Source organism: Candidatus Polarisedimenticolaceae bacterium, assembly GCA_036275915.1.
In the GTDB taxonomy this organism is placed as follows: domain Bacteria; phylum Acidobacteriota; class Polarisedimenticolia; order Polarisedimenticolales; family DASRJG01; genus DASRJG01.
In genome coordinates, this window is record DASUCV010000017.1 from 122,427 (window position 1) to 134,214 (window position 11,788).

Genomic DNA, 11,788 nt, shown 5'->3' on the forward strand with positions numbered 1-11,788 from the left:
CTCAGTCGCCCTTCACGAGCCGGGAGAGGACGTCTTCGATGTTGATGATGCCCTTGAGGTCATTGAACTCGTCGACGACCGCGAGCGCGCGCAGGTGGTACTTCTCGAAGCGCTCGACGACGTCCTTGAACGGCGCCGCCGTCGTGACCGCGCGCGTCTCTCGGCGCATGAACTCGGTCACCGGCCGGCCGCCCGGGGCGCGGACGAGGCGGACCAAGGGGACGATGCCGACGAGCTTTCCCGCGTCGTCCGAGAGCGGGATCTCGTCCATCTCGGGGATGATGTCGTCGTCGACCTTCTGCAGCATCGCGAGGGTCTCGCCGACCGTCCACCCGGCCTTCGCCTGGAAGAAGTCCGAGGTCATCAGGCCTCCCGCGGAGTCTTCCTTGAAGACGAGGAGGCCTCGCACCTCGTCCGCCTCCTCTTCCTCCATCGCGTCGAGGACGGCCTGGAGGCGCTCCTCGGGCAGGTCTCCCAGGATGTCCGCCGCCTCGTCGGGGGCCATCTCCTCGAGCACGTCGGCGGCCTGCTCGACGTGCATCGCCTCGACGACCGCAGCCTGCACCGACGGTTCCGCCTCCGAGAGCGCCTGCGCCGCGGTCTCCGGATCGAGCGCCGCCATGACCCGCTTCCGCTCGACGCGGTTCAGGTCTTCCAGGATGTCCGCCAGGTCCGCGGGATGCATCGTGGCGATCTGTTGGTGGACCTTGAGCCGGATGCGCGACGTGCCCGGCTCGACCATCGCGACGTAGTCCCAGGGAATCCCCTGCTGCGACAGGCCGTCCGCGAGCCTTCTCAGTAGGCGCGGCGAGACGAGGCCGGAGAGCAGGCGCCTCACGAGACCCGCGAGGCCAACCTCGACGCGCCGGAGGACGAGCGACTGGCCCGAGGGCTCGAGCTCGATGTCGTTGACCTTGACGACCTTCCGACCTTGCGTGTCGATGATCTGCCGGTCGAGCACGTCGCGCTTCAAGCAGAGCGTGTCGGCCTCCGGCCCGGGCCACGACTGGGCCGCCGCAGTCTCGACGAGCGCGACGCGGCGGTGCTCCGGAGAGAACGTCTCGACCGCGCTCCACGCCGCGGTGCGCACCGCCCCGCCTCCGCGGATCACGATGCGATCGACGATCCCGCGCTGCGAGTCGACACGCAGATCGTCCAGCTTGCCGAGACGCACGCCCTCGGCGTCGTGCACGGGGATGCCGAGCACCTCGGAGAGATGGACCATCGCGTGGGTGCGGCTCACGGCCGTGAAGGATGGCATCTTCGGATGCGGCCGTCGAGATGGCGGCGGCGCAATCCGTGAGAGCATCGGCGACGTGGCGACGTTCGATCTCGCCGTCGTCGGCGGCGGCATCACCGGTTGTGCCGCAGCCCGCGATGCCGCGGCGCGCGGCCTGACGACGGTGCTCCTCGAGCAGCACGATCTCGCTCAAGGAACGAGCAGCCGCTCCACGAAGCTTCTCCACGGCGGCCTGCGCTACCTCGAGCACGGCGACCTCCGCCTCGTGCGCCAGGCGCTCCGCGAGCGCGAGGTGACCGCGCGCTTGGCCCCGTCGCTCGCGACGCCCCTCAGGTTCGTCGTGCCGGTGTGGCCGGGGCGGCCGCCTTCGTTGACGAAGGTGCGCCTCGGCGTCGCGCTCTACGAGCTGCTCGCGCGCCGCTCGTCGCTGCCGCGCGGGGGCGCCGTCTCGGCCGCGGAGATCGCGAGGGTCGCACCCCAGCTCGCTCCGGGTCCGCGCGGCGGCGTCGCCTTCTTCGACCGGCAGACCGACGACGCGCGGCTCACCCTGGCCATCGCCGAGGACGCGCGGCGCCGCGGCGCCACGATCCGGACCCGTGTCGCTCTCACCGGCCTCTCGCGAGAGGGCGACGCACACGAGCTCGCTTGCCGCGACGAGGGCGGCACCGTCTTTCCGCTCCGGGCGCGGTCGGTGCTCAACGCTTCCGGGGCGTGGGCCGACGAGATCCGGTCGCTCGCCGGCCGGACGGCTCCCCTGCTCCGGACGAGCCGCGGAGCGCACCTCGTGCTGCGCGGGGTGAGCCTGAGCGCCGCCGTGCTCCTCGCGGGCGAGCGGCCGGGGCACCGCCTCTTCGCGATCCCGTGGCGCGGCGCGACCCTCTTCGGTACGACCGACATCGAGGACGACGGTGTTCCGGAACGCGAGCTGCCGGTCGCCGACGACCTGCGTCTGCTCTTCCGGGAGGCGCGCCGCCATTTCCCTTCCGCCGGTTTGACGCGCGCACACGTCCTCTCCGCGTTCACCGGCGTGAGGCCGCTCGTACGCGGCGGTGGGGAGACGCTGCGCGCGAGCCGGGAGCACGAGATCCACGACGAGGACGGGCTCGTCACGATCGTGGGAGGGAAGCTGACGACGTGGCGCGTGATGGCGATCGACGCGATCGATGCCGTCGTCCGCCGGCTGGGTCTCCGCACGCGGTCACCGCAGGAGCTTCTGACGACACCGTTGCCCGCCGGCGACGACACGTCGCTCGCCTTCGTGCGCCACGCCGAGGACGTCGTGTTCCGGCGCATCGGCGCCGGGCACGACCCGCACGAGGTGCGCCGCCTCCTCCCCGGCATCGTGGCGACTTTGAGCGAGCGGCTCGCCTGGTCCGCGGCCACGGCGGCCGCGGAGAGCGAGCGCGTGCTCGCGGCGCTCGGCGCCATGGAGCGCCGGCTCGACGACGCGCTCAGCCCGGAATGAGGGCCATGACCGCCGCGCGCAGCAAGGGCTGGACGACGTACGGCGAGACGCGCCACGCGATGATGAGACCCACGATGCTGATGCCGGGGATCTCACTGATCTTGACGTACGCGGCGCGGACCGGCGCCACCAGTCCGGCGAGCACCGAGATCCCGTCGAGCGGAGGCACCGGAAGCAGGTTGAACACCGCGAGGATCAGATTGAGCCCGAGGACGATCGAGAGGAAGCGGCCGACGCCATCCAGGAACGCGGGCATCCCGGGCGACGCCGTCACGAGACGGTCGATCGTCAACGTCTCCGGCACCTGGAAGGCGCCGCGGGCGAGGCCGGCGCGGAGCGCGACGAAGGCCGCCGCGAAAAGGAGGAGGTTGGCCGCCGGCCCCGCCGCCGACATGAGCGCGGCCCGGTGAGGGTGGCGCTCTTCCCAATGGCGGTCGTACGGAGCGCTCGCCCACCCCATCATCCAGTGCGCCTGCCAGTACGTGAGGAGCGGAACGAGGATCGTCCCGATCGGCTCGCGGCGGATGTGCGGCCACGGGCTGAGCGAGACCTGGCCCGAGTGGTAGGCGGTGTCGTCCCCGCCTCGGTGCGCGGCCCAGGCGTGCGCCGCCTCATGACAGGTCAATGAGAGTAGAAAAGCCGCGTACCAGACGGGCAGAAGGGCGAGGGCGGACGCGTCCACGGACGAAAAACCTACCACGGACGGGAAGGGCCGCCGCCCCCCGGGAGCCTATATTGGCCCCATGCGGGCGGTGCCGCGAAAGCTCTCGGAGATGCGTTGGGGGGACCTGGCGGACGTGATCTGCGACGCCCGGAGGAGCGCGCCCGTCCGCGTCGAGGCGGAGCGTCTGCTGCGCCAGCGATGCGCCGGACTCGCCCTCGGTGCACGCGTCACGCTGGCCCGCCGCCCGAGCACGGCGATCGTCGCGATCCTTCGAGACGATCCCGATCCCGCGGTTCTTTCGGCTCTGGCCGGCAACCCCCGGGCCACCGCGGCCGACCTTTCGAAGATCGTCGCGCGGAACGACGCTCCGCCCGAGTTCCTGGCTCACCTCGCGGCGTCGCCATGGCGCGAGCGCCGTGACCTGCTGACGTCGATCGTCCGCCACGCACAAACCCCCCGCGCCGTCGCGCTCGGGCTCCTGCGCGGGATGACCCTCGAGGAGGTCAGCGCTCTGGCGCACGATCCCGGGGTGCCGCGCCTCGTGCGCACCGCGTGCGAGCGGCGGTCACGCGCATGAGGCGCTCGGTTGACACCGGTTCGAGCGGCTTCCTACAATCGCGCCCGGACCGCCGTAGATCCGACGCTCGGGGGCCGTGCGCCTTCGCCCCGTGGAATGGCCATGTCTTCCTTCGGTGAAAGCCTCAGACGCGAGCGGGAACTGCGCCAGATTTCCCTCCGGGAGATCGCCGAGGCGACCAAGATCAATCTCCGCTACCTCGAGGCGTTGGAACGGAACGACTTCCGTCATCTGCCAGGCGGCGTCTTCAACAAGGGTTTCGTGAAGGCTTACGCGCAGTTCATCGGCGTGGACCCGGACGCGATGACGACGGCGTACCTCGCCGAGGAGCAGCGGCAGCTCGCGGACGCGGGAAAGACCGCGCCGGCCGAGGCGCAGTCCGACCGCCTCGAGGCGACGGGCCCGGTGCCGTCGCGCCTGTGGCTCGTCGTCGTCATCGTCCTCCTCGTCCTCCTCCTCATGGGGGCCGGCCTCACCGCGCTCGGCTACGGCCCGTTGGCCTCCAAGTTCAAGGCGATCCGCTCGGCGATCCTCGTCGAAGACGCCGATGGCGCACGCTCGTGAGCCAGGCCCCGGGACACATCGCGATCCTCGACAGGATCCTGTCCGGCTCGGCGCCGCTCCCCGTCCGGTCTGCGGCGGCTCGCGGCGCCTTGCCGCTGCCGCGGGCGGTCCTCACGCGGCTGTACCTCCACCTGCGGTCCGACGGGGACGAGGCGGTGCGCAACGATGCGGAGACGAGCCTCTCGCAGCTCACGGCGCCTCAGATCGTCGAGATCCTCAACGACCCAGGCTGCGACGCGGTCGTGCTGGAGCACTTCGCCCCGGGCGGCGCTCGCGACGAGGCGATCGCCGAGCGCATCGCGTTCCACCCGAACGCGAGCGCCGCCGCGCTCACGACCTTGGCGTCCGAGGGAAGCGCGGCGGTGATCGACCTCGTCCTCACGAATCAGGAGCGGCTCCTCACGATCCCCGGTCTCGTCGACCGGCTCTCCGTGAACCCCGCGCTCCGGAACGACCAGCGAGGCAAGCTCCTCGACCTCATCGACCGGTTCTTCCAGAAGAAGCTGGAGGCGGCGGCGCCTGCGGGCGACGAGATCGATGCCACCTCCGAGGAAGCCGAAGCGGCCCAGGTCGCGAAGATGCTCGAGCTCGACGTCGGCGAGCTCTTCGCGGCGAGCGAGATCATGGACGGCGAGGAGTTCGCGCAGTCGGAGGATCTCGTCGTGCGGAGCGCGTACAAGCGCATCCTCACCCTGAACGTCGCGCGGAAGGCGATCCTCGCGATGAAGGGCGGCCGCGAGGAGCGCTTGATCCTCGTTCGCGACTCGAACAAGATGGTCTCGCTCTCGGTGCTCAAGAACCCCCGGATCTCGGAGGGCGAAGTCGAGGCGATCGCGGGGATGCGCAACGTCTCGGACGAAGTCCTCAGAAACGTGGGTATCAACCGCGAATGGGCGGCGAACTACGTCGTCGCCGTGAATCTCGTCAGGAACCCGCGCACGCCGCCGTCGATCTCGACGAACTTCGTGTCGCGTCTCAACAACAAGGACCTCAAGATGATCTCCGGCGACCGCAACGTCCCCGAGATCATCCGGAAGATGACGAAGCGGACCCTCGAGCTGCGGACGCAGAAGTCCGCCGCTTCGTTTCGAAAGAAATAGAATGGGGATCGACGATGCGGCTTCTTCGAGAAGTCCGGAACTTGATGGGGAGCTATCACGTCAAGTCCGGCATCTATCATTACTACCGGAACGAGTTCAAGCAGGCCGTCGACTTCTTCACGAAGGCGCTCAAGGACGAGCCGACGCTCGGCGAGAGCGATCGGCGCGCCGCCCGGTATTACCTCACCCAGACGTTCATCCAGTCCGCGGAGAAGCTCGCGCAGGGCGGTGATCTCGAGGGTGCCGCGCGCGACTACGTCCGCGCCACCGAGGTCAGCCCCGAGTTCCCGGACATCCGCTACAGCCTCGGCCGCACGTACGAGGCGCTCGGACGGACGGACGACGCCATCGACGAGTACCGCCGCGCGATCGCGAGCAACGGCAACTACGACCATGCGCGCACCGCTCTCGCCTTCTGCCTGCTCCGAGCCGGCCGGGACGAACAGGCGGCCGACGCGTTCGCGGAGGTGCTGTCCCTCCGGCTGCGCCGCTTGAACGACCCGTACGAGAAGGGCCTGCAGCGCCTGCGCGAGGGCATGTCCACCGAGGCCGAGGAGTTCTTCCGCGAGGCATTCCTCTCCGCCCCGAACAAGTTCGAAGGGCACTATCGCGCCGCGCTCAAGGCGCTCAAGGCCGAGAGCTTCGAGAAGGCGCTCGAAGATCTCGACGAAGCGATCGCGCTCGGACCGAAGTACGGGGACCTCCACAATTTCCGAGGGGTCGCGCTCGCCGAGCTGGGACGGGTGGACGAGGCGATCGCCGCGTTCCGCCGCGCGATCGCGCTCAACCCGGACTTCGTCTTCGCGAAGCTGAACCTCGCCTTCGCCCACCTTCGGGCGGGTCAGTTCAAGGATGCGGAGAACGTGCTCGAAAGCGTGCTGCTCCAGGACCCGACGCAGAGCGTGGCGTCGGCCAAGCTCGAAGAGCTCAGGACCGGCAAGGTCGTCGATACCCGACGCGCGGGAACCCGCGGGACGGCGCGATGAAGCCTCGCTCCTTCGGGCTCACCGATGTCGGCCGGCGGCGGGAATCGAACGAGGACGACCTGCTCCTCGAGCCGGATCTCGGCCTCTACGCGGTCGCCGACGGCATGGGGGGCCACGCCGCCGGCGAGATCGCGTCCCACCTCGCGATCGAGACGCTGCTCCAAGCCCGGCAGCGCGAGGACGCCGACGACGCGGCGACGTGGATCCGCGATGCGTTCGCCGAGGCCAACCGGCGAATCTGCGATTCGATCCTCCTCCACGAGGAGCGTCGCGGCATGGGGACGACGGTCGCGGCCCTCGTGCACGACGGCGAGGGAGCGGTCGTCGGCCATGTCGGGGACAGCCGTGTCTATCTCCTCCGCGGCGGCGACCTGATCCGGATGACGAGCGATCACTCGTGGGTCAACGAGCAGGTCAAGCTGGGCCTGATGACCGACGACGCCGCCCAGCGCCATCCGATGCGGAACATCGTCACTCGCGCCCTGGGAAGCCGGGAGGACGTCTTGGTCGACACGGCGGCGACCCGGCTCGAGCCGGGGGACGTTTTTCTGCTCTGTTCGGACGGCCTGAACACGATGCTGACGGACGACGAGATCAAAGGACTCGTCGCCCGCAACCGGGAAGAGCCGGAATCGGCCTGCCGCGCCCTCGTCCATGCCGCCAACGTCAGCGGTGGGGAGGACAACGTGACGGTCGTCGTGGTGCGGTTCGCCTGAAGAAGAGCCCGACTGGCGATAAACCCCGGCGATTCAGCACTTTGTCGTTGACGAGGACGTGCCCCTCCACTATATTTCTTCGGTCGAGGCCTAGGGTGGAGTGTCGCTGATGGTGTCGAAGGCCCAAAGTCGAGGTCGATGGGCGGTCCCTGTCGCGGGCTTTGCCATCGCCGCCTCCGCCTTGGCCGCCCCGGTCGCGGACCTCTCGCCGCCCAAGCCGGGCACCCGCCTGCTGGCCGTCACGACCCTTACGGGTGGAAGCCTCGCCGCCACGTGCATCACTCCGAGCATCCAGTCGGTCCGTAGCGATCCGCAGCACGCCACGGCGGCGGCGCGCCGCTCGATCAACTGGCTCGCGACCGAACCGAGCCTCGTGGGCGAGAAACGGATGACCGAGGCCGACGGGACGACGGTTCGGTTCACCGTCGACCGTTCGTCGCTCGATCGCGTCGAGCCGACCGACGACGACGGCAACGGCCGTCCCGACGTGGTCGACGCCGCGGCGCAAGGGATCGCTCGCGCCCAACGCTGGCTCGTGGGCCAGCTCGAACTGCCGAACCCGGGACCGATCGAGATCGTGCTCGCGCGCCTCGGCTCCGGTGTCGAGGGTTTCTCGGGTGTCGCGTCGGCACGCACGAGCGGCAACCGTCTCTGGCTCGATCCCGCAGCGCACGGCGGGCTCGCCGGCATGCGCCGCGCGGCGGAGCATCAATACGCGCACCTCGTCGCCTCGCTCGCAGGGCTCGACCCGGCATGGGGCGAGAGCCTCGCGGCCTGGACCACCCTCAGCCTCGAGGGCGCACCCGACGGCACGACGCTCGCCGCGATCAACCGGCGTCTCGCGGCATCCGGCGCCGGACTCATCGTCGACGATCTCGAGCTCGCGACGGGGAACGCCGCGTTCCTCGCGTATCTCGAACAGGCCGACGGCGCTTCGGCGGTCAAGGTCGCCGTCGACGAGATGGGCAAGGGCGGTTCCGCGTCGGGCGCGCTCGATCGCGCCGTCCGCCGTGTCGCCGGGCAATCCCTCGACGAAGCGCTCCGTGACTTCCAGCTCTGGTCGCTCCTGACCGGGGTCCGCGACGACCACCGGCACTTCTCGTTCGCGTCCCGTCTCCAAGGCCCGGCGTTCGCAGCAACGGCCGACGATCTCCCCGCGCTCTCCGTCCAGGCCGATCCCGAGGTCGCGCCGCTCGGCTCCGCGGCGATCCTCATCCACTCCGCCGACCGGTCCGGCGGTCTCGACGTGCGCTTCGAGGGAGACGTGACGGGGCGCTGGGGCGCCGATCTCCTCCTCGTGCGCAACGACGGAACGATGCATCGTGTGCCCCTCCCGGTCGACGCCGACCAATCGGCGGAGATCACGGTCCCGCTGCAGGGCGTCCTCGAGACGCTGCTCCTCGTGCGGAACCTCGACGGCGAAGGCAAGCCTGCGCACCGCTACACGTGGGGCGCGCACGTCGAGTCACGCTATCCGGTCGAGATCGCGGATCTGCACGTCGAGGCGGCGGGCTCCTCCGGCGCTCGCGTCTCCTGGCAGACCGACTCCGAGAGCGGACTCCTCGGGTTCAACGTCTTTCGGTCGCTCGATGACGACGGCAGCTCCGTCCGCGTCAATCCCGTCTGGATCCCCGCGGTCGGTCGCGAGGGTGCGCCCGCCGCCTACTCGTTCCTCGATCCCGGCGCGACGCCCGGCGTCAGCTACCGGTACCGGATCGAAGCGGTGACCCCGGAAGGACTGACGAGCCGCTCGGACGCCGTCGCCCTCTCCCCCGCTCCGTAACCCCCCAAAGCCCGCTGTTATAGTTCGCGACCTCCCGGAGGATCGCTGCGTTGAGTTCTCTCGATCCCGAGCTCGCGTTTCGCGAGGGTTTGCGTGCGGCGGCCGCCGCTTGCGGCCTCGCCGTGAACGACGTCCCGGTCTCCTATCCGCCGACGCCCGTTCAGGGCGATCTCGCGAGCGCGATCTCGTTCGACCTCGCGAGGACGGCACGCAAGGCGCCTCGCCTCCTGGCGGAAAGCCTCGTGGCCGCGTTCCCGGAAACGTCCGGCATCGCGCGCATCGAGGCTGCGGGGAACGGCTACATCAACGCCTTCCTCGACCGGCCGGCGACGTTCCGCGCGTGGCTCCGAGGAGGCGAGCGCCGGCGGGCACCTTCGAGCGACAAGATCATCGTCGAGCACACGAACATCAACCCGAACAAGGCGGCCCACATCGGCCATCTCAGGAACGCGGTCCTGGGAGACACGCTCGTCCGGGCCCTGCGGCACCTCGGCCACCGGGTCGAGGTCCAGAACTACATCGACGACACCGGCGTCCAGGTCGCCGATCTCGTCGTAGGATTCCTGGCGCTCCGGGACGAGGACTTGCCGGCGGTCCGGTCGCGCTATCCCGAGGGTAGCCAGCGTTTCGACTATGCCGCCTGGGACCTGTACGCGGAGGTCACGCGCTGGTACGACGCCGATCGCGAACGGCTCGCGCGACGCGAGGCGACTCTTCACGACATGGAAGCCGGCGGGAACGACGTCGCGGCGCTGGCCGCCTACGTCGCGCACCGGATGGTCGCGCACCATCTCGGGACGATGGAGCGCATCGGGGTCCGTTACGACCTCTTGCCGAAGGAGAGCGACATCCTCGCTCATCGCTTCTGGGAGGACGCGTTCACACGGCTCAAGGAGCACGGCGCGATCCGGCGCCAGGGCGAGGGGAAGAACGCGGGCTGCTGGGTGATGGACCTTCCGGGGATCGAAGAGGGCGCGGGTGAGGATCAGAAGGTCATCGTGCGCTCGAACGGGACCGTGACGTACGTCGGCAAGGACATCGCGTACCAGATGTGGAAGTTCGGTCTCCTCGGTCGCGACTTCGCGTACCGGCGGTTCGACTGGGGCGCCCGCCCCGCGCTCTACCCGGTGTGGGAGACGACGCCCGCCGCGGACGATGGCGGGGCGCCGCCGTTCGGGCACGCGACGACGGTCTACAACGTCATCGACACCCGCCAGTCCTATCTCCAGCGCGTCGTCGCGCTCGGCCTCAAGAGTCTGGGTCACGGGTCCGAAGCGGAGCGCTCGATCCACTTCGCGTACGAGATGGTCGCGCTCACGCCGGCGGCGGTCGGCGCGCTCTTCCCGGATCACCCGTTGAGCGACGAGGAGCGCGCGAAGCCCTATCTCGAGATGAGCGGCCGGCGCGGCCTGGGTGTGCGCGCCGACGATCTCGTCGACTCGCTGATCGAGCGCGCCGGGTCGGAAGTGCGCCGGCGCAATCCCGAGAGCGACGACGGACGCGTGGCCGAAACCGCGCGCAAGATCGCCGTCGGGGCGCTTCGCTACTACATGCTGCGCTTCGGACGGAACCGCGTCGTCGCGTTCGACTTCGACGACGCGCTGGCCTTCGAAGGCGAGACGGGCCCGTACCTCCAGTACTCCGTCGTACGGGCGCGGAACATCCTCGCGAAGCTCGCGGAGAGACGCGGCCGGGAGGAGGCGGAGGCCGCGTGGCTCGCGGAGCACGCCACGATGCAGGACCTCTCCCAGGAGACGATCGCCGAGCACTGGGAGATCCCGATGCTCCTGGCCCGAGTCGATTCCGTGCTGCGCCACGCGGTCGCGACGCTCGAACTGGCCGGAGTGGCCAAGCACGCCTACATTCTGGCCCAGGCCTTCAACTCCTTTTACCACCGGTCTCCGGTGGCGCAGGAGGAGAACCCGTCGCTCCGGCGGGTTCGGGCCGGAGTGACGAGGCTGTACCACGACGGGATGACCGAGCTGCTCTTGCTCATGGGCATCGAGGTCCCCGAGAGGATGTAGATGAGCGTGCGCGTTCTCGTGCTGGGTCCGGTTTCCGACGACGTCCGCGCGGCGCTCGCTGCGCTCCCCGGCGGCGCGGAGATCGTCGCGACGCCGGACGCGCATGCCGCGCTCGCGGTGCTCGCCGCGGCACCGCCGGACCTCCTCGTCGAAGGGGAGCACGCACTGGGTGCCGCGCTTTCGGCATCCGCGTTCAAGGGCGCGCTCGCGATCGAGTTCGCCCGCGCGATGCGTTACCGCCACCCGCTCTCGCTGCTCGTCGTCGGGATCGACCGCGAGACCGGGATCGTCTCCTCGCACGGAGAGGGGAGCGTCCATCGGCTGCGCGAGTCTCTGAGCGCGATGCTCCGGAGGTCGCTCCGTCAGATCGATCTCCTGGCGCCCCTCGGCTCCGCGGAGCTGGCGGTCCTCCTCCCCGAGACCGCGGCCTCGGGCGCGCGGAGCGTCGCCGAGCGGATCCGCGCCCTGGCCGCACGTGTCATCGTCAAGAGCGCGCCCGGCGGCGGCCGTCCGTCGCTTCCCGTCAAGGCGTCGGTGACGGTCGGCGTCTGCGACGCTCCACGGGACGGAGTGACGACGCCGGAAGCCTTTTTGGAGACGGCGCGCGCGGCGCGACGTCTCGGCGAAGACGCGGGCGGGGACCGCACCGAGGTCGTCACGGGCTGAGCC

11 protein-coding genes are annotated in these 11,788 nt (G+C 70.0%); 9 read left to right on the top strand and 2 right to left on the bottom strand.

The window, feature by feature from the left end:
• Window position 1 precedes the first annotated feature (1 nt).
• Complete coding sequence (locus VFV19_13380; GenBank protein HEX4825292.1) at window positions 2–1,243, bottom strand: CBS domain-containing protein; 1,242 nt, start codon at window positions 1,241–1,243, stop codon at window positions 2–4.
• Between VFV19_13380 and VFV19_13385 the strand changes: the two genes are divergently transcribed.
• A complete protein-coding gene (locus tag VFV19_13385) occupies window positions 1,233–2,705 on the top strand; it encodes a glycerol-3-phosphate dehydrogenase/oxidase (GenBank protein ID HEX4825293.1) in 1,473 nt (490 codons plus the stop codon). The genes VFV19_13380 and VFV19_13385 overlap by 11 nt on opposite strands.
• On the opposite strand, the gene VFV19_13390 is transcribed toward VFV19_13385, so the two are convergent.
• A complete protein-coding gene (locus tag VFV19_13390) occupies window positions 2,692–3,387 on the bottom strand; it encodes a site-2 protease family protein (GenBank protein ID HEX4825294.1) in 696 nt (231 codons plus the stop codon). The genes VFV19_13385 and VFV19_13390 overlap by 14 nt on opposite strands.
• A 61-nt stretch (window positions 3,388–3,448) precedes the next feature.
• Here VFV19_13390 and VFV19_13395 point away from each other — a divergent pair, with 61 nt between their 5' ends.
• The 8 genes from VFV19_13395 to VFV19_13430 all read left to right on the top strand — a co-directional run bounded on the left by VFV19_13395 (window position 3,449) and on the right by VFV19_13430 (window position 11,785).
• Window positions 3,449–3,946 (top strand): hypothetical protein, encoded by a 498-nt coding sequence (locus tag VFV19_13395; GenBank protein ID HEX4825295.1) that lies wholly within the window; start codon window positions 3,449–3,451, stop codon window positions 3,944–3,946.
• A 102-nt stretch (window positions 3,947–4,048) separates the two neighbouring features.
• Window positions 4,049–4,510, top strand: coding sequence for a helix-turn-helix transcriptional regulator (locus VFV19_13400; protein HEX4825296.1), 462 nt, complete (start codon window positions 4,049–4,051; stop codon window positions 4,508–4,510).
• Window positions 4,507–5,610 carry a hypothetical protein gene (locus tag VFV19_13405; protein ID HEX4825297.1) on the top strand — a complete coding sequence of 368 codons (1,104 nt, stop codon included), beginning with the start codon at window positions 4,507–4,509 and terminating at the stop codon, window positions 5,608–5,610. Before VFV19_13400 ends, VFV19_13405 begins: the two co-directional genes overlap by 4 nt.
• Window positions 5,611–5,624: 14 nt before the next feature.
• Window positions 5,625–6,596 (top strand): tetratricopeptide repeat protein, encoded by a 972-nt coding sequence (locus VFV19_13410; GenBank protein HEX4825298.1) that lies wholly within the window; start codon window positions 5,625–5,627, stop codon window positions 6,594–6,596.
• On the top strand, window positions 6,593–7,312 hold the full coding sequence (locus VFV19_13415) for a Stp1/IreP family PP2C-type Ser/Thr phosphatase (protein HEX4825299.1): 720 nt from the start codon (window positions 6,593–6,595) through the stop codon (window positions 7,310–7,312). Before VFV19_13410 ends, VFV19_13415 begins: the two co-directional genes overlap by 4 nt.
• Before the next feature lie 181 nt (window positions 7,313–7,493).
• Entirely contained in the window at window positions 7,494–9,095 is a 1,602-nt protein-coding gene (locus VFV19_13420) for a fibronectin type III domain-containing protein (GenBank protein HEX4825300.1), read from the top strand.
• A gap of 50 nt (window positions 9,096–9,145) precedes the next feature.
• Window positions 9,146–11,119 carry an arginine--tRNA ligase gene (argS, locus tag VFV19_13425; GenBank protein ID HEX4825301.1) on the top strand — a complete coding sequence of 658 codons (1,974 nt, stop codon included), beginning with the start codon at window positions 9,146–9,148 and terminating at the stop codon, window positions 11,117–11,119.
• On the top strand, window positions 11,120–11,785 hold the full coding sequence (locus tag VFV19_13430; protein ID HEX4825302.1) for a diguanylate cyclase: 666 nt from the start codon (window positions 11,120–11,122) through the stop codon (window positions 11,783–11,785). It abuts the gene before it with no gap.
• Window positions 11,786–11,788 lie beyond the last annotated feature (3 nt).

Coding starts and splice junctions, on each gene's coding strand:
- VFV19_13430 (HEX4825302.1), top strand. CDS start 11,120: ATGAGCGTGCGCGTTCTCGTGCTGGGTCCGGTTTCCGACGACGTCCGC.
- VFV19_13395 (HEX4825295.1), top strand. CDS start 3,449: ATGCGGGCGGTGCCGCGAAAGCTCTCGGAGATGCGTTGGGGGGACCTG.
- VFV19_13410 (HEX4825298.1), top strand. CDS start 5,625: ATGCGGCTTCTTCGAGAAGTCCGGAACTTGATGGGGAGCTATCACGTC.
- VFV19_13415 (HEX4825299.1), top strand. CDS start 6,593: ATGAAGCCTCGCTCCTTCGGGCTCACCGATGTCGGCCGGCGGCGGGAA.
- VFV19_13400 (HEX4825296.1), top strand. CDS start 4,049: ATGTCTTCCTTCGGTGAAAGCCTCAGACGCGAGCGGGAACTGCGCCAG.